We start from the raw sequence: 18,090 nt of genomic DNA, 5'->3' as shown, positions 1-18,090 counted from the left end.
ACTGGCGGTCGTCGGCCCCGTCGCTCGAGTCGGCGCTCTCGCGTAGCCGGTAGCGGGCGCGTCATGATGATCGACCGTGCAGCTGCGACTGGCCTGCATGGGAGTGACCAACACGTTCGCGCTGCCGCGTCTGCTGCCGATGAGCGACCGGAACAAGGACGCGGAGATCCTGACCTTCCGCCATCAGATCACGGTGCTCGAACGCCAACTCAGCGATGATCGAGCACAGTTCACTCCGGGCGATCGGGCGTTCCTGGCGGTGCTGCTGCACCGGCTGGCATTGCCGGTTCTGCGACGGGTGCGGCTGCTCGTGCGTCCTGACACGGTGCTGCGCCGGCATCGCAGCCTCGCAAGCACTGCGCCTGGCGCGGGAGTCGGCTGGATGCTTCTTAGTCGTAGCGGTCGACTCCGGTCCTCAGCTCGGGTTGACGGGGTGTGAGAGGTGCCGGTCAGGCCCCTCACCTCCCAGTACCCAGCTGAGGTCGTGATCCGTGTGCTCCCGGGACCGGGCGCTGAGCTGGTCGCTGATCCACATCTTGGTGCGCTGCGGCACCCGTGGGTGGGCGACGAGTTCTTCCAAGTCGTGGCGGGTTGTCGGATAGGCCCGGCGGACCGCGCAGCTCACCAGCCCCAAGGCGTACCGTTCCGGAAAAGCCACGTGGCCGACGTCGCCCTCCGCACCAGGCTCCTTGAGGTGCTCCCACAGTCTCCGGTACACAGCCGGGGAACCGTGGTCGAAGATGCTGTCCATCGCGCCGCGGAGCGCCTTGGCCAGGTGGTTCTCCGCGGCCGGGCCCTGTCGTGAGGCCACGGCCCTGCCGATGACGCGGATCAGCAGCTCGGTGGCGGGTGCCGCGCCGTGTGCGGTGCTGAGCCGGCGCACCAGCTGGCCGAGCCCGCTGATCAGTCCGGCGTCGGTCGGTGGGGCGAAAGCCAGGTCGAGGGCCTTGGTGACGGCCGTGTGGGTGAGAGGGCCGGACTCGCAGGCGGCGTGGAGGAGCGCCTTCCGGGCCGCGTTTCGGGTGCTGGCCGATGTGTCGTTGAGGTGGGGGATGTCTCCCGAGGCGTCGAACACCAGCCCCGAAAGGAAGAGGTCTGCCGTGGGGTACTGGCCGGGTTCGCGCGCGGCGATGGTTCCCACCAGCCCGACAAAGGCCGCCCGGGTCTTCTGATCGGAGAAGATGCCGTACCGCGGAAGGAGATCGGTCAAGCCGGGCGCGGGGAGAACACCGGCTGACACGGAGCATTCCCAGAGCGTCAGTGCCTGGCGCTGCCGCTTGCCGCTGTTGCCCTCGGCCGTTTCGTCCGCGATCAGTCCGGTGAGGGCCGGGGCCGATGCCCGTAGTGCGCCCAGCACCCGCTCATGGGCGAGGGGAGTCAGCGGACCGGTGCCCTTCTTGGCCCGGCCGGTGGTGATGGCCTCCAGGAGCACCGTGTCGGCGTCCAGGAGTGACAGGGTCACCAACAGGCCGATGTGGCGCTCGGTGTGGAGACCGGCGTCCGTGACCGCTCGGTGCAGGGAACGGCGGATGAGGCCCCGGGCGGCTGCGGGGGCGGTCGTCGCCTTCTCGATCCTGTGGACCGCGGTGGGGTGACCGCCGAGCGCGGCCGGCAGCAGGAGCGTCGCCAGGCCGTCCCGGGACAGCCACATGTCGGAGTCGGCGTCCCAGCCGGAGTGTTCCAGGACCTGCCGGACGCGGTGCGGGGGAACGTCCCGGTGGGCGAGGATCCGGCGGGCGACCAGTGCTCGCCGTTTCGAGGGCGTGACCGGCTGGTTTTCGGGGCAGGGCAGTGCCTTCAGCATGGCCGCGAGCCTGTGCATGAGAACCTCTGCCGCGGCGCAGTCGCTGCTGAGCAGCGAAGGGAAGACCATGCGGTGCTGCAGTGCGTGCGGCGCTCCGTGGCCGGTCATCTCCAGACAGCGGTCGAGGGTGGTCTCGATGGCCCAGTGTCCGTGCGGCAGCGTGGTCAGGATCGCGGTGACGGCGATGAGTCCGGCATTGCCCACGGTGTCCTGGTCGTCCGCTTCGAGCAGCGCCAACGTATGGTCGAGGCAGTGGGTCCAGGGGTGGGTTCCGGTGTCGGGACGGCCGTCGGCGCCGTCGCCCGGGAGCCCGTGGTCATGGGTCCAGGAGGCGGCCACCACCCTGGCCAGGGCTGTTCGGAAGATTTCGACGTCCCCCGACTTCGGCGGGATGCGCACACGCTCGATCCGCTTCTGGACGGCGGCGGCCCACTCCGGCGAGCCCAGTGTTCTCCAGTGCCGCGCCCAGAGGGTCATCACACCGGATGCCAGCTGCGCCAACCCCCGGGACAGGGCGAAGTCGAGCACCCCCATGAGACCCCTTTGGGCGGATGCCACATCGAGGTGTGAGGTCAGCACGAGAAGCCGAGGCAGGATGTCGATGCCCACGCTGCCCGTACGGCGCCCGGTCAGTTCCCGGACGCAGCCCCAGTCGGCCAGGGCGGCGTGCACGGCAAGCGAGTTCTGCGCGGCCAGCCGTTCCAGGGCTTCGAGCACGGCCTCCTCCAGACTGGGTTCCTTCCTTTCCCACAGCCCACGCAGCAGCGGGAGGAGTGCGTCGACGTCCGTGTCGCGTACGGTCGGGGCCAGGACCGCGTACCGCCGGGCCACGCCGTGCGGCGCCGTCGCGAGCAGAGGCTCGACGGACACGCCCACGGCCGGGTTCCGGGCGGCGACGGCCACCGCGACGGTATGGAGGATCACGGCGTCCGGGTGCGCCGCCATGCGCCTCAGCGTGTCCCGTACCGGGCCGCGATACCGCTCCGGCCCCGCCGCGAGCATGAGGAACTGTTCGAGGATCGCCCCGACGAAGAAGTCATGGGGATGGGAGCCGACCCACTCGGACAGCGACCGCAGCGCTCGCACCCCGGTGAGGCGCAGCAGGCCACGCGCGGCCGCGTACTCGAACATGGTCTGGTGGAAGAAGTGGATACCGTCCGAAGCTCCTCTGGCCAGCACGCCCCGGTCGATCAGCAGATCCATGGCCGCCCCGACGCGGGCCGGTTCGTACGGCCGCGAGGGGCGGGGGCCGGCGTCCGCCGAGGTGAGCCGCTCGACCAGGTCCTCGTGGGACAGCTCGGTCCGGCCGGCCGACATGAGTACGACGGCGATCGCACCGGTGATCGATGAGAGATCCTCCGGCGACGTGGCGCTCTGGTTGCCGTAAACGCGCCGATCGGTGACGACCCGGTGGTCCCAGTAGCGACGGTAGAGGCCGGTGGCGTCGATCTCGGCGCTGGGGAACGCCCCGTCGTCCCGCGCGAGTTCGAACAGCAGCCGCAGCTGGAGGGGGCTTCTGCACACCTCGCGCACCGGCAGTCCGCGGGCGACGGGCTCCATCAGCCTCCGCACCCGTGCCCCGTCGTCCCGGGGCACGGCATCGGGGCAGTAGAGCGCGGCGTGTCCACGGATGGCGTGGGGGATCTCGCCGTCGTCGTAGGGGCCCAGCGACATCCGGACGAAGCCGGTGCGCAGCCGGTTCGCCTCCTCCGGCCGGGAGGTCAGCACCATGCGGACACCAGCGGCGGCGAGATCCTCGCACAGGTCGAGCAGCGCCATCTCGTGGAAGTCGTCGTGCAGCAGCAGATCGGCGGTGTCGAGGAGCACGACCGGTGCGCGCCCCCGAGCCCGGGCATGGTCCGCCCCGGACACCACGGTCCGGGAGGTCAGCATGGGGCTTCCGGAGGTGCCGCTCAGGGGGCGCAACAGCCAGGCGGCGTTCACCAGGAAGACCTCGGTGTCCTCCAGCGCGGTCAGGTCCTGGGCGATGCCCCACAACAGACTGCTCTTGCCGTTCCCGGCGTCCCCGGTCACCAGGATTGCCTGCGGATCACCGTCGTAGAGGGCCTCCATCACCCGGTCCTGGACGGTGCGCCGCACATACAGCCCGCCGCTGAGCTGCGGCGGGGAGCCGGTGCCGCCGTCCGGCCGGGGAGAGGCCACGATGTCCAGATCGTCCGAGAACCTCCGTGCCCATCGGAGGAGCTGCCGGTGTGCGGCCGACTCGCTGTCCGACGGCCTCCCCTCGTCGGGATCCGATGCCGGCTCCGGTGCCGGTGTTGGTGTTGGTGCCGGCTCCGGTGCCGCCGGCCCTTCCGGGCCCACCTCGTACGCCGGCGCCGGGCCCGTGGGATTTCCCGGCCCGGGTGGGGCCGGATCGCCACCGGGCGGCAGTGCGCGGAGAACGGAGAAAGCAAAGGCGGCGGCATGGCGGGCCGCGCGGGACTGCCAGCCCTGGGCATCGGCGTCGTACTTCTCCCCGTCGGCCCGGTCGCTGATGCCGCGGACGATCAGGGCGGGTAAGGCCGCGTTGAGATGGGCGGCCTGCGCCACGCCGGCGCCCTCCATCTCGATGGCGGCGGCGTCCTGGTAGTTCCGGCGCAGTTGCCGGCGCAGGGGCGAGTCCGCGGAGTTGAGGACGACCTCCCCGGCGGCCACCGGCTTGAGGTGGACGGCCGGGAGGGAGGCGCCGGGCGGGCGGTCCCGCAGCAATCCGGTCCATGAACCGGACCTGCGGGCGAAGCGGGCCAGCTGGTCGAGTTCCTGGCGCACCGGCCAGACCCTCGGGCGGGAGTGAAACTCGCCGTCCTCGTCCTTTCCGCCGTGGTACGCGTACACATGCGTGGCCACGACCACGTCGCCGAGCTCGATATCGCCCTTGAGCGCCCCGGCCACCCCGACGAACGCCACCGCCCGCGGGCGGAACATGGCGATCGCCCGCTCGGTCAGCACGGCCGCCCCCTGGTTGCCGTCGCCGAGTTCGGCAAGCGCTACACGCCATGACGTACCGACGAGTCGGCCGACCTCGAACAGGGTGCCGGACGCGTGCATTCGCGGCAGCAGATCGACCAGATGTGCCCGAACGGCCTCGTACTCCACGTCCAGCGCGGTCAGCACGACGAGTGAGTCGCTGTGATGACCGGTGCTCTCCACGTTTCCCCCTGGCCCCGCGTCCACCATCCGGCCCGCAGGCGAAATGCTACCGTCCAAGGGCTTTCTGGGGTGGCGCCGAGGGCCGGCTCACCGGAAGAACTCCGCGATGACGGCGGCGTCCTCCAGCTTCTGCTCGCCCCAGTCACCGTTGCGGTTCATCGTCATGGCGTGCCGCCCGTCACCGGAGACGACCGTGCGGGTTCCCGAGCCGGGGATCATGCCGCCGTGTCCCCAGGCCCAGCAGTCGCCGTCGCGATCGCCATCGCCGTCGCCGTCCCCGTCCCCGTCGAGCTTGAAGCGGCGTATGCCGAGGCCGTACAGGTCGTCCTCACCGCCATGTCCCTTGTCCCCCGCTACGGACACGGCCGTGAGCAGTCGGCGCTGCTGTGCGGCGGGCAGCAGCTCGCCTCTGAGGAGCCGTGAGATGCCGCTGGTGTGGTTGAGCAGGTGGCGGGCGATGACCCCGGGCGTGCCCTGCGCGACGATCCGGTCGAGAGCCGCCTGCGTACGGTCGTGCGCGCGACGGGGCGGGTCGGAGGAGTCTGCGAGTGCCGGGGTCGCGAGAGCCAGGGCGCCCCATGCGCAGAGCAGTGCCAGAGGGCGACGACGTAACCGATGTGATCCCATGAGTCCAGCTCACCAGCCGGGCGGCGGACAGGGCATCGGGGAAGCCCCGGAGAACCCCCGGTGGTACGGAACTCTTCATCCCTGAAAGGGTGTTGTCGCGCCGAGCCGGCCAAGCGGCCCGGGTGAAGTGGCCGGTGCCGCCCACTCCGGTCGAGGAGTGTCGACGCGGCCCTCGGTACGGGCGCCGCATCGCGGGGGTCGCCTGCCGGGGGTCGTCTGCCGGAACCGCGCCGGGGAACAGGTAACGGCACACGGAATCCGCAACGGGAGAGATGGGACACGTCATCACGCAGTACCGCCAGGCACTCCGCACAGAGGAATTCAGGTGGCGTTGGAGGTGGTCGTGCGACGGGCGTGGGCTTCGATCAGGGCGAGCGTGACTTCGGGCTGTTCGATATGCGGCAGGTGACCGGCTCGGGGGATGACTTCGAGGTGGGCGTCGGCGAAGGCCGCGGCGTAGGCAGCGCCGTAAGCGGGCGTGACCACGCGGTCGCTCTCCCCCCACAGCAGGAGTGCCGGTATATCCACACGGCTCAGGCGGCGCAGCAGTTTCGTATCGTGCATGTACGGCTCGCCTGCGAGAACGTGCATGGTGGCCATGCTGGCCTGCCGGGTGGCGCGTTGGTCGGCCGGAATGGCGGCGGGGTCCACGTAGTAACGGTCCGGGTCGTACCAGGAATGCTCCGCCACACCGCGGGCGTCGAGGGCGAAGAAGTTCGTGATCGGCTCGCCGGCGATGTGCACACCTACCGCGTCGATCAGGACGAGGCCGCTGATCACACCCGCTGTGTCACGTACCGCCATCTCGGCTGCGATCCAGCCGCCGAGCGAGGAGCCGATGACCAGGACGTCGCGCAGGCCGCGGTCGTGCAGGAGGTGCAGGTAGGTGATGGTCAGATCGTCCACGCCGGTCAGCCAGCCGGGGCGAGGCGTTCCCTCCCAGCCGGGGTGCACGGGGGTGAGAGTGTGCGCGGTGGACGAGAGATGTGCGGCGATGCCGGCGACCGTGGCGGGCCCGCCGCCTCCGTGCAGGATGAGCACCGGGCGGCCGGTGCCCGCCTCGGACAGGGTGAGGGCGAGGTCGTCGCACGAGGCGTTGTGGGCAAGGGAGTTGATGTCCGCTGTCATGCCCCACACACTAACTAAGCTTCTTTAATTAAGCTAGTTTCAATGCGGGTAGACTTGCAGCATGGATGCTGATCTGCAGGTTTTGGGGCGCGCGGTCAAGCAGGCGCAGTACCGGCAGCACCGAGCGCTGGACAGTGCGCTGGGCGAGGTCGGGACGACGTTGGCGCAGTGGGATGCGTTGCGCGCCATCAGCCGCCGGCCCGGAGCGTCGGCGCGCGAGTTGGCCGCCGTGACATTCCAGAGCGAGCAGGCGTTCGGAGCGCTCGTGGGCCGTCTGGCCGCCCAGGGACTGGTGGAGCGCACACCGGGCCACGGACGCCGCGTCGAACATCGCCTCACGCCCGCCGGCGAAAAGACTCTGGCCGCCGGCCACCTGGTCAGCAACAAGGTCCTGGAAGAGTGTTTCTCGCTCCTCCCGTCCGCAGACCGAGCAACCCTGCTCGGCCTGCTACGACAGCTCAACGGGGAGCGTCCCGCTCAACCTGGCCGCCCAGACGGTTAGTTGACGTCGAGGACAGTGTCCGGAAGGCACGCGGTTTGAGGTGCGCGATGCGTCGAAGGACGGCTTGGCCTACCAACGAGGGCCCCGGCGTGAGCGGAAGACCCCTTCAGCGGTCGGCGGTGCCAGCGCCGTGAGCCCCCGGAAACATGGCGTTCATGACAAGAGGAAACCGACGGTAACAACTGCTTCCTAGCGTGATCGGCCGAGGGATCAGAGTCGTATACAGGGCCGCCGGAACGACTCATGACGACCCGTCGAGACTCCCCCGTTCTGTCGATGACGCCACGCGGGGCTCTCCACCGCATCGCAGCACCGGCACCCAGCACCACCGGGAGGCGCGACATGAGCACCACCGAGTCACCGCTGAAAACGACAGGCGCGACGAAGACCGCCGCCGACCAGGCGGCCCGGGAGACGCTGGAGGACTACACCCTCCGTTTCGCGCCCCGTAGTTACCGCCGCTGGACCCCGATGGTCGTCGCCACCACCGCACTCGGCGGCATCGCCTACATGGCCGACTTCTCCATCGGCGCCGGCATCGGGCTGGCGCACGGCACGGGCAACGCGCTGGTGGCAATCGCGGTAGCCGCCGTGGTCATCTTCATCACCGGCTTCCCGCTCGCCTACTACGGCGCCCGCTACAACATCGACCTGGACCTGATCACGCGCGGCTCCGGCTTCGGCTACTACGGCTCGGTGCTGACCAGTGTCATCTTCGCCAGCTTCACCTTCATCTTCTTCGCCCTCGAAGGCTCGATCATGGCTCAGGGCCTCAAGCTCGGCCTCGGGCTCCCGCTGTGGCTGGGCTATCTCGTCTCCACGCTCATGGTCATCCCCCTGGTGATCTACGGCATGAAGGCCCTGAGCAAGCTCCAGGTGTGGACCACCCCGATCTGGCTGCTGCTCATGGTCGGCCCGCTGGTCTACCTGGTCACCACCGATCCCGGCACGGTCGACCGCTTCCTCGCCTACACCGGTACTGAAGGCGACGGCAGCGTCAACACCGCCTCCGTACTCCTCGGCGCGGGCGTGTGCCTCTCCCTCATCGCCCAGATCGGCGAGCAGATCGACTACCTGCGTTTCATGCCGCCCAAGACCGATGCCAACAAGCGCAGTTGGTGGGCCGCCGTGATCATGGCGGGCCCCGGCTGGGTGGTGCTCGGCGCGCTGAAGCAGGCCATCGGCGTCTTCCTCGCCGTGTACATCCTCGCCAAGGTCGGCCCGGCCGCCGCGACCGAGCCGATCCAGCAGTTCCGCGGCGCGTTCGACGCGATGATGCCCTCCTGGATGGTCATCCCGCTGGCCGTGGCCCTGGTGGTCATCAGCCAGATCAAGATCAACGTGACGAACGCGTACTCCGGTTCGCTGGCATGGACGAACTCCTTCACCCGCGTCACCAAGCACTATCCGGGCCGCATGGTATTCGTCCTGGTCAACCTGGGCTTCGCGCTGGCCCTGATGGAAGCCGACATGTTCAGCTTCCTCAACGACATCCTGGGCTTCTACTCGAACTGCGCCATCGCCTGGGTCGTCACCGTCGCCACCGACATCGGGATCAACAAGTACCTGCTGAAGCTCTCCCCGCTTCAGCCGGAGTTCCGCCGCGGCATGCTGCACGCCGTCAACCCGGTCGGCGTCGTGGCGTTCGTCGCAGCCTCCGGACTGTCGATCGCCATGTACTTCCACGTCCTCGGCGACACCCTCCAGCCGTACTCCCCGGTCGCCGCGGCGGTGATCGCCTTCATCCTCACCCCGCTGATGGCGATCGTCACCAAGGGCAGGTACTATCTGCGCCGCACCGACGACGGCATCGCCGAGCCTCTCCTGGACACCGACGGCAACCCGAGCGCACTCACCCTCGACTGCCACGTCTGCCACCAGCCCTACGAACGCCCCGACCTGACCGCCTGCGCCACCCACGACGCGGCCGTCTGCTCACTGTGCCTGAGCACGGACAAGGTCGGCGATCATGTGCTGCCGGCCACCGCATAGCACCCGGCGACCAGGGGCGCTCGGCACACTTCTTCAAGCCTCGACCTCGCAAGTACCGGCTACCGCACCCGGGTCATCGCCCCCACCGGGCTCGCCGGCAGCTCCCTCCCCTCCCCCGGAACACCCCACGTCCATGGCCGCCCCGTCCACTCACCAGGTTCTGCCCACCCGAATACCCGGCGGTGTGATCAACGGGTACAGATACCCTGCCTGACCAGGAACGACGAGCTTCCGAACGGCACAAGGTCGTTGACCGGCGCACCCACGGCGCAAAGGACCCTCAGGGAGCTGCTGGGCCCTGCGGGTTACCAGGGGCCGTGGTCGACCAGTCCCAGCGCCAGGATGGCTGCCGCGGTGGACAGGAACACGATCCCGCCCACGATGTTGCGGGAGCCTACCCGCAGGTGGGCGATGATCGCGCCGATGAAGTACAGCACGAGGCCGGTGGCAGCGAGGGTTCCCAGGAGCGGAACGGCGAACCCGGCCAGCAGCCCCACGGTGCCCGCCGCCAGCAGGGTGCCCAGTACCGGAACCCACTTCCGGGGTATGCCCTTCATGTCCGCCTGGGTCTTGGGGTATTCGTGACCGATCAAGTAGGTGACGGCGGCGGCACCGTTGAAGACCGCGCCGAGGATGGTGACCGTAACGTAGGTGGCGTACACGAATTATCCGCTTCTGTAGAGAATAGTACTGTCGGGCACTCCGGGACGGGATGCCGTTCTCCAGGAGGACGAGCAGGCGACTCGATTTGTGACATCGCTTGGCAGCCGAGCGTGCATCCGGGAGTGCGTGGGGCCGGCGCCCTTTCCGCGTCGCGTACGGCCACCGCCGGCGGAAGAGAGCTGCGCTCATCCAGCCCCTGGCGCGAGGCCCCACGACGGGATCAGACGGTGAGGACGAGCTTGCCCTGGAGGTGACCGCCGTCGAGCAGCCGGTGCGCGACGGCGACGCGCTCGAACGGGAACGTCTCCTGCACGTGGACCCGGAGCCTGCCCTGTTCGACGAGTTCGACGAGACCTCGCAGGGCGACCGGATCGGGGTCGACCGCGATACCGCTGAAGCGCATCCCCGCCGCCTCGTACTTGGCCGCGAGCTCCGAATCCTCCTCGGCGACCGCCGTCACCAGGTGACCGCCTGGGCGGAGTACTTCGAGCGACCGCTCGACGGTGTCGCCGCCGATCGTGTCGAGCACGACGTCGATGTCGCGGACCGCCCCGGTGAAGTCGACCGCCGTGTAGTCGATCACCTCGCCCCGGTCCCCGCAGACCGCGCCCGGAACCGGCGGAGGCGCGGCTCCCGAGGTGGACGCCCACCGAAGTTCGACAAGACCGACTACCGCGAGCGTCACGCGGCACCGGGCCGTGGCAACGAGGTATGACAAGCTCGCCGTCCGCTACGAAGCGACCGTGCTGATCGCAGCCCTCAGCGAATGGCCCTGACCTGTGCCTGCTTTCCCGGTCGTTGCTCACCAATCCCGGGTGGCGATCATCTCCTCTACGTCCACGTCCGTGAACCCATAGGCCGATGCGACAAACCAGAAGTCCTCAGCAATCTCCTCCCGCGCGACAGCTGGCGCAGAAACGCATGCCCTGCTACCCGCTCGTTTGTGATCGACATGAGGCTCCCCCGTCTCCTTGAAAGGACCGATGCGCCGATCATGCAAGACACCACTGACAGGGCGAAGGTCGTTCAACCTCCGCTTTCACGGATGCTCGGCTGCGACGATCAAGAAGTTGGGGAGGTGGACGTAGCTCTCGATGCCAGGTTCGCTGTCCGCTGTCTCCCGCGCGATGTCGGGTTCGAGGCCCGGCTCGGCGATCTCGCGTAGTCGGCATCCGAGCGCGGCCAGTTCGTTGAGGTAGGCCGAGATCGGCCGGTGGAAGTCGGTCGCGTGGGTGAGGGGGATCTCGTATTCCTCCAGGTACCGCCTCAGGCGGTACTCCCCGTGTTTGCGCCAGGTGGCCAGCAGTTGCTCGAAGGCGGGGTGGTTGACGGAGAAAAGGAACAGCCCGCCAGGTCTCAGGGCCTGCACGCAGGCTCGCATGGCGGGCTTCCAGTCGGGGATGGCGGGTAGCACCATGCTGCAGACGACGGCGTCGTACCCGCTGCCCAGGTCTGGTATCCGGGTCAGATCGGCTTGGATGTAGTGGATGCCCTGCTGGAGGGCAAGCTCCTTCTCCTGGCTGTAGGCGAACATCGCGTCGGTGGGCTCGACGCCGGTGACGTGGGCGCCGCGAGTGGCCAGCATGCGGCTGAAGTAGCCCTGGCCGCATCCGGCATCCAGGACGCACCGGCCCCGCACGTCACCGAGCATGCGCAGCAGCACCGGGTTGATCAGATGACGTTTGGCGAAGTCGCCGTCAGGCTCCATCGCCTCCATGACCTCGCGGGGCATCGTGTTCCACTGCTGGATAGAAACTTCGTTCGTCGGACGTGTGGTCACTCGCGGGAGCGTAATCCGGTTGGCGGCGCGGCTTCGTTCCTTTTTGGTGGTGGGCGGGGCGGGCGTATGCCTCACCGGTGGTCAGGGCGGCTCAGCCCGCGCTGCCGACCCGGGCCCGGGCCTTGACCCGGGCCCGGGCCTTGAGGAGCCGCCGCAGGCCGGTCAACAGCCGCTCGTGGAAGACGGCGGGGGCCACGCGGGGGCCACGACTCCGGGAGCCGTCCGCAGCCGCTCGACGTGCCGCATCCGGTTCTGGATCCAGAGCCCCTCCTCCCGGGCGCGTCCGCCGCTCGCGGGTCGGTGACGAAGAGAGCGGTGTATTCCGGGTGGTCGGGCCACCACCGCGGCATCCAGCGCAGGGCGTGGTCGCGTAATGCGGAGTCGCGATCGGCGGACGCGCAGCGGTACCGCAGCTTCCGGACCTGAAAGGCGTCAATACTCCGATCAGGCTGCTGAGCTGGGCGTTTCCGGCGAATGCTGCGGCGGTCGGGGTGCCGTGGTGTGGTACTCGTCGAGCAGTCCACCGAGTATCCGCTCGCGCCCGACCGTGGCGGCGGGCAGGGGGATGATGTTCGGGTCGTCGTCCGGGGCACGTAGGTCGAGGCTGCGGTGGGCTCGTCCGGCGTTGTCATGCTCGGCGTACCTGGTGATGCCCCCTTCAGCCCTCGGCCACTTCGTGTCCTGCAAACAGCGGATCCACCACCGGAACTCGTGTTCCCCGGGCGTCGCTCCGATCATGCGCGCGATCCGCGCGGATGTCGAGCAGCCGCAGACCTGACCCGGAGTTGCCCCGTTCGCCCACCGTCACCGCGGGATCAGCGACAACAGCGCCACGAACCGCCACTCCCCCACCGTCGGGCCGGTGACCAGGAGATACGCAGATGTCCGGCCGGAGTGGCTAGGGGCCGCAACGTCTCGCCAGGAGCGCCGCGTGGAGGTGGTGCAGGTCTGTCGGGCGGTGTGGGGAGAGCCCGGTGAGTTCGGTGATACGGCGGATCCGGTAGGCCACGGTGTTCGGGTGCACGTGCAGTGACGTGGCGGTGGCAGTGCGATCCAAGTCCTCGCGGAGATAGGTCTCCAGGGTGGTCAGGAGCACCGGCTTGTGGTCGAGCGGGGCCAGGAGCAGGGCGAGTCTGTCGCGGGCCTCGCCGGGGCGGCTCAGCTGGTATTCGAGGAGGACGTCGGCAAGGCGGTAGAGACCGGGAGGTCTCCCGGTGCGGAGCAGGAGTTCCACGATGTCGGTGTTCTGGGAAACCGCCGAGGGGACGGCGGCCGGGTCGGCAGGGTCGGCCGTGGCGGCCGCCGCGGTGATGGGCGCGCCCGCCGCTTTCGCACAGGCGGCGACGAGCCCGCGCAGCTCGTCCCAGGGCGGTGGTGCCGGGACGGGGACCAGGGCGGTGCCGCCCGTCGCGTCGAGGTCGGTCATCACCGGCTGTCCGGCATAACGGTCGAGCACCACCCGGACCCTGCGGATCTTGCGGCGCGCGGCGATCGCCGCGCCCGGGGCGCGGCCGTGGTCCGTCTCGTCCGGGTGTGGGACGAGGAACAGGGCGAGCGTCACGTACCAGTCGGCGGGGCGCAGTGCGCCGCGCCGTCCTGAGCGGTCCCCGACGGGTTCGCCCGCGAGGAGCGCGGCCATCAGGGCGTGCCGCCCGCCGTCTTCCTGGCTGTCGATGAGCTGCCGCGTCTCCAGATAGGCGGCGCTGACGGCCGACGTCAACTGTCGCTGTGTGCGGAGCAGATGACGCTGTAGCTCAAGGATGTCGGCCACGTCGCCGGGCCGGGCGTCGGCGGTCAGCTCCTCAGCGATCATGGCGACGCCAAGGTGGTACGCGGTGATGATCGCGTCCAGCGGCACCCCCTCCTCGGCTCGCTGTGCGGCCGACTCCCGCTGCCGGGCGAGCGCGGCGTCGGCGGCGGGCCGCCGCCGCTCCAGGACGTCGGCGAAGAGCCGGACGCTGTGTTGCACAATGTCCGCGACGTCGCCCGCGACCGCCTCGCGCGGGAGTTCGGTGTAGGTGGGGAGTTCGCTGAGCAGCCGCTCCAGGACCCGCTGGGAGAGGCGCGGGGCGCGGGCGCGCAGCAAGGGGGCGAGGGAGCGGCCGCCGATACGGAGGTCGTGTGTGGTCCCGGTTTTGTCGCCCGTCACAAAGGGCCTCCGCGAAGTCTGCCGTACTCGCCAGTTAACGAACGTTGGCCAAGTCTGCATGATGTCCCGCGATGCAAGAACAGGGCCACAGGACTGCACGGCTATGAGAGGAGTTATCCGTGAACTCAACTCGGTTACCGGGGACTCGCCGACCCGTCAAGCGTTCACTCGGAGCGGTCGCGCTGGCCGGGATGCTGGTGGGCGCGGGGACCGGCGCCGCGTCGGCCGAGCCCGGGCCGGCGGCCCCCGCCTCGGGAGAGGCCTACCTGGCGCTCGGTGACTCCTTCGCCTCCGGCCCCCTCGTCCCCGACATCACCGGCCCGCTGGCCTGCGGGCGCTCCACGCACAACTACCCGCACGAGCTGGCCGCTCGCCTCAACGTCGCCTCCTTCAAGGATGTGACGTGCAGCGGAGCCAGCACCAAGCACACCACCGAGCCCCAGTCGGGCAGCGTACTCGGCCTGCCCACTGGAACCGAGCCGCCCCAGTTCGACGCGCTGAGCCCGGACACGACCCTGGTCACTCTGACCTTCGGCGGCAACGACACCGGGCTCGTCGGCGTCGCCCAGAACTGCATGACGCTCGACCCGGGCGCCACCCCGTGCAAGGACAGGTACACACAGGGTGGTGTGGACCAAATCGCCCAGCGCATCGAGGAGTTCAAGCCGAGAATCGCCGCGGTGCTCGACGGCATCCACGCCCGCTCCCCCAGGGCCCGTGTCGTCGCCGTCGGCTACGGCGACTACATCAAGCCCGGCGGATGCTTCCCGCTCCAGCCCGTGCTCGGCGTCGACGCCGACTACTTGCAGGCCAGTGTCGACCGCATGAACGGCGCCATCGCCCAGGCCGCGGCCACGCACGGTGCCGAGTACGTCGACCTGCGCACCCCGAGCAAGGGCCACGACGCCTGCGCGGCGCCCGGCGACCGCTGGATCGAGGGGTTCATCCCGATGCACCTCGCGGCGCCACTGCACCCCAACCGGCAGGGCGAGGAGAACTACGCCCGGATCATCGACGATCAGCTCCAGAAGGGCTGAGCACGGTGCGAGCGCCACGCGACGGGAGGTTCCGGTCGGTCGGGCTCGTGGGGACGCTGGTCGGGGCGCTGGTCGGGGCGCTCGGCCTGAGTCTTGCGGGCGCCCCGGTCTCGTACGGCGATGATTCCGGCAGCACCAGGCCTGTTCAGCAAGGCAGCAGCCAGCCCGCCCTGCCCGCCGACAACGGGTGGGGCAGGCAGAGCGGTTGTGACCCGCTCGGCACGTCCGCCTGCCTCCTCCCCTTCCCCAACGACTGGTTCACCCGGCCCGACCCACGCTCCCCGACCGGCCGCAGGCTCGCCCTCGACCGGACCGCGCTGCCCGCGAACTCCCAGGGCACGCGGCCCGATCCGGCGCCTTGGAACCGGCTCGACGGGTTCTCGCCGGGCTCCACCCTCACCGTCCAGGTCCCGGACCTCGACCCGGACGCGACCGGCATCGCTCCGGTCACCGACATCGGACTTTCCCTCGCGCCGGACGCCCCGATCGTCCTCGTCGACATGGACACCGGGAAGCGCGCACCCTACTGGGTCGAACCGGACGCGAACGCCACGCGCCCGGACCGGCGGGCCCTCCTCATCCATCCGGCGAAGAACCTCGTCGAAGGACATCGATACGCCGTCGGGCTGCGGATGTTGCGCGACTCGAACGGCGCCCCGCTGCCCGTACCGGAGGCCTTCGCGAAAGTGGCGGGTCCGCGGCTGCCCGCCACAGACCCCCTGGCGGCCCGGCAGCGGGAACTCCGGCCCGCGCTCAGGACACTGGCACGAGCGGGCGTGGCCCGCGAAAGGTCGGGAGGGCTCGGAAGGCTCGGACTCGCCTGGGACTTTACGGTGGCCTCGCGGCAGAGCCTCACCGGCGACCTCCTCACCATCCGTGACGACGCCCTGCGCGGACTCGGCGGCTTCGCACCCCCGTACGCCATCACCGGGGTCAAGGACTTCACCGAGCAGCAGGATCCGTACGTCACCCGTGAGGTACGCGGCGAGGTGACCGTTCCCAGCTACCTGGACACGCCCGGGGGGCCACCCGGCTCCCGCTTCCACCGGGGCTCCGACGGGGCGCCGCGACAGCTGCCGGGCAACACCCAGAAGGCGGCGTTTCGCTGTGAGATCCCCCGGTCCGCCCTGACGAAGCCGGCGAGGCCTGCCCTGTACGGGCACGGGCTCTTCGGCGGGCGCGACGAAGTCGGCGGCGGCAACGTCAGGGCAATGGCGGAAGAACACGGCTTCACCTTCTGCGCCACGGACTGGGCCGGGATGGCCAGGGAGGACGTACCGACCGCAGCCGCCGCGCTCGGCGACCTCGGCCGCTTCCCGGAACTCTCCGAACGGCTCCAACAAGGCCTGCTCAACGCCGTGTTCCTGGGTCGGGCCCTCGTCCATCCGGATGGGCTCCCCGCCGATCCTGCCCTGCGCACCGCCGACGGACGGCCGCTGCTCGACACCACGCACGGACTCGCGTACGACGGCAACAGCCAGGGCGGGATCCTCGGCGGCGCCCTCATCGCGGTCTCGCCCGACATCGAGCGGGGTGTGCTCGGCGTCACCGGCATGAACTACGGGCTGCTGCTCAACCGCAGCGTGGACTTCGCCCCCTTCCGGGCGGTGCTCGACCGGTCCTACCCCGACAAACTCGACCAGCAGTTGTACCTGGGGCTCGCGCAGCTCCTCTGGGACCACGGCGAGACCAATGGATACGCCGCACACCTCACCCACGACCATCTCCCGGGCACGCCACACCATCAGGTCCTGATGCATATCGCGTACGGCGACCACCAGGTCGCCAACGTGGCGGCGGACGTGGAGGCCCGCGCCCTCGGCGCCCGGCTCGTCACCCCGGCCCTCGCGGCCGGACGCAGCCCCGACCGCACCCCGTACTGGGGCATCCGGCCGATCCGCCGACTCCCCTATCGCGGCTCGGCGATGACGGTTTGGGACAGCGGCGCCCCGTCGCCACCCACCACCAACGCCCCGCCCACCGGCCACGGCCACGACCCGCACTCCGACCCACGCAACTCCGCGGCGGCGCGCGCGCAGAAGGGCGCGTTCCTCACGACGGGGCGAGTGATCGACGTGTGCGGGGGCGCGCCCTGTACGGCGACACCCGTTCCTCTTCGAAACCCCTAGGAGCAACCACCGTGTCGGCGCGCACCACTACCGACCCCACCCGGCAGGTAGGACCTCTGATCAGCGAGGCCATCGAACCTGACGCTTGGCTCATTCCCTCGACGCCAGAACGGAATTTTCCATGAGAAGGATTTCCCTGGCCGTGGTCGCGGCCACAACGTCACTCATTCTCGGTACCACAACGACGACAGCGAGCGCCGCGGAGTGGCGGCAGGTCTCCAACCAGAGCTTCCATCTGCTCACCGCGCTGCAAAGATCTCAGGGAGTCACCACCGACGGCCAGTACTGGTACTTCTCCTGGCAGTTCGGCCTGAGCAAGGTCACCCTCGACGGCGAGTCGACGCTGACCAGCAAGACGCTCGCGATTCCCGCCGAATTCCTGGCCCAAGGGGACAACCACATCGGCGATATCGACTACTACCAGAGCCGACTCTATGTACCGATCGAGGACGGCTCCGCCTACCAACACGGCCACGTGGCCGTTTTCGACGCCGCCACGCTCGAATACACCGGCATATCCTACGATCTTCCCCAATCCGTCCAGCGCGACGGTGTCCCCTGGGTCGCCGTGGATCCCGCCCGCGGCTACTTCTACTCGTCCGAGTACAACGCCACGGCACTGAATGCCTACAGCCTCACCGACGGCCACCTGGTCAAGCAGATCCCCCTCAGCCAGCCCGTGCCCAAGGTCCAGGGAGCCAAGATCTACCAAGGACAGCTTTACGCCTCGTCCAACGGCCCCACGAAATCGGTCCTCCGTATCGACCCCGATTCCGGATCCGTCAGCGACGTACTCGACTCCGGCCTCTCCGAAGACACCGAAACCGAGGGCCTCGTCTTCCTTTCCCGCCCTGATGGCTCGGCCATGCACGTCCTCGACGTCGCACCCAACAGGATCAGCGTCAATTTCCGTCACTTCGGGCCCAGCTGACCCGCGCAACGGGCTCGCTGCACTCTCTCAGCGTCGCCGCTTCGGCGGCGACGCTGCCGAGCGAAGTCTCTTTGTCTCGCTTGGGGTGCTGCCAGAGCGGCTCAAGCAGGGACGACGGCACGACGGGCATGGCCCCTCCGGCATGGGCACGGTGGCAGGAATAGCGGCACCCGTGCTGTGCCTGCGTGGCACAGG

13 protein-coding genes and 2 pseudogenes are annotated in these 18,090 nt (G+C 69.5%); 6 read left to right on the top strand and 9 right to left on the bottom strand.

From position 1 onward, the window contains the following. The first annotated feature begins 76 nt into the window (after positions 1-76). Positions 77-439, top strand: coding sequence for a hypothetical protein (locus ACH4S9_RS16835; protein ID WP_398372515.1), 363 nt, complete (start codon positions 77-79; stop codon positions 437-439). On the opposite strand, the gene ACH4S9_RS16830 is transcribed toward ACH4S9_RS16835, so the two are convergent. From ACH4S9_RS16830 to ACH4S9_RS16820, 3 genes are all read right to left on the bottom strand, one after another. Beyond that, positions 416-4,957, bottom strand: a complete 4,542-nt coding sequence (locus ACH4S9_RS16830; RefSeq protein ID WP_398372513.1) for a hypothetical protein — start codon at positions 4,955-4,957, stop codon at positions 416-418. The genes ACH4S9_RS16835 and ACH4S9_RS16830 overlap by 24 nt on opposite strands. 87 nt (positions 4,958-5,044) lie before the next feature. Further along, a complete protein-coding gene (locus tag ACH4S9_RS16825) occupies positions 5,045-5,584 on the bottom strand; it encodes a hypothetical protein (RefSeq protein ID WP_398372511.1) in 540 nt (179 codons plus the stop codon). Positions 5,585-5,905: 321 nt separating this feature from the next. Next, the gene (locus tag ACH4S9_RS16820; RefSeq protein ID WP_398372509.1) at positions 5,906-6,712 is read right to left on the bottom strand and encodes an alpha/beta fold hydrolase; all 807 of its coding nucleotides are present in this window, start codon (positions 6,710-6,712) and stop codon (positions 5,906-5,908) included. Positions 6,713-6,773: 61 nt separating this feature from the next. Here ACH4S9_RS16820 and ACH4S9_RS16815 point away from each other — a divergent pair, with 61 nt between their 5' ends. Continuing rightward, positions 6,774-7,214, top strand: a complete 441-nt coding sequence (locus tag ACH4S9_RS16815) for a MarR family winged helix-turn-helix transcriptional regulator (RefSeq protein WP_398372507.1) — start codon at positions 6,774-6,776, stop codon at positions 7,212-7,214. Between the two features lie 342 nt (positions 7,215-7,556). Beyond that, positions 7,557-9,206, top strand: coding sequence for an allantoin permease (locus ACH4S9_RS16810; protein ID WP_361182064.1), 1,650 nt, complete (start codon positions 7,557-7,559; stop codon positions 9,204-9,206). 305 nt (positions 9,207-9,511) lie between these two features. Here ACH4S9_RS16810 and ACH4S9_RS16805 read toward each other — a convergent pair whose 3' ends face one another. The 6 genes and pseudogenes from ACH4S9_RS16805 to ACH4S9_RS16780 form a co-directional block, all read right to left on the bottom strand. Next, positions 9,512-9,868, bottom strand: a complete 357-nt coding sequence (locus tag ACH4S9_RS16805) for a DoxX family protein (protein WP_358843546.1) — start codon at positions 9,866-9,868, stop codon at positions 9,512-9,514. 221 nt (positions 9,869-10,089) lie between these two features. Next, positions 10,090-10,455 (bottom strand): annotated as a pseudogene (locus ACH4S9_RS16800) (zinc-binding dehydrogenase); the annotation flags it as partial. A gap of 216 nt (positions 10,456-10,671) precedes the next feature. Then, positions 10,672-10,773 (bottom strand): annotated as a pseudogene (locus tag ACH4S9_RS16795) (DUF5713 family protein); the annotation flags it as partial. A gap of 135 nt (positions 10,774-10,908) precedes the next feature. Continuing rightward, positions 10,909-11,649 (bottom strand): class I SAM-dependent methyltransferase, encoded by a 741-nt coding sequence (locus tag ACH4S9_RS16790; protein ID WP_358843548.1) that lies wholly within the window; start codon positions 11,647-11,649, stop codon positions 10,909-10,911. Positions 11,650-12,093: 444 nt separating this feature from the next. After that, entirely contained in the window at positions 12,094-12,336 is a 243-nt protein-coding gene (locus ACH4S9_RS16785; RefSeq protein WP_398372504.1) for a hypothetical protein, read from the bottom strand. A 211-nt stretch (positions 12,337-12,547) separates the two neighbouring features. After that, entirely contained in the window at positions 12,548-13,798 is a 1,251-nt protein-coding gene (locus ACH4S9_RS16780) for a PucR family transcriptional regulator (RefSeq protein ID WP_398372502.1), read from the bottom strand. A gap of 119 nt (positions 13,799-13,917) precedes the next feature. On the opposite strand from ACH4S9_RS16780, the gene ACH4S9_RS16775 reads away from it, so the two are divergent. The 3 genes from ACH4S9_RS16775 to ACH4S9_RS16765 all read left to right on the top strand — a co-directional run bounded on the left by ACH4S9_RS16775 (position 13,918) and on the right by ACH4S9_RS16765 (position 17,895). Further along, positions 13,918-14,835 carry an SGNH/GDSL hydrolase family protein gene (locus ACH4S9_RS16775; RefSeq protein WP_398372500.1) on the top strand — a complete coding sequence of 306 codons (918 nt, stop codon included), beginning with the start codon at positions 13,918-13,920 and terminating at the stop codon, positions 14,833-14,835. Between the two features lie 47 nt (positions 14,836-14,882). After that, positions 14,883-16,964 (top strand): hypothetical protein, encoded by a 2,082-nt coding sequence (locus tag ACH4S9_RS16770; protein WP_398372498.1) that lies wholly within the window; start codon positions 14,883-14,885, stop codon positions 16,962-16,964. A 121-nt stretch (positions 16,965-17,085) separates the two neighbouring features. Next, the gene (locus ACH4S9_RS16765) at positions 17,086-17,895 is read left to right on the top strand and encodes a DUF6923 family protein (protein ID WP_398372496.1); all 810 of its coding nucleotides are present in this window, start codon (positions 17,086-17,088) and stop codon (positions 17,893-17,895) included. Positions 17,896-18,090 lie beyond the last annotated feature (195 nt).

Source organism: Streptomyces sp. NPDC021225 (genome assembly GCF_044332865.1).
Taxonomy (GTDB): domain Bacteria; phylum Actinomycetota; class Actinomycetes; order Streptomycetales; family Streptomycetaceae; genus Streptomyces.
Note: the sequence above shows the minus strand (reverse complement) of the source record. Positions and strands in the feature narration are given on the sequence as shown.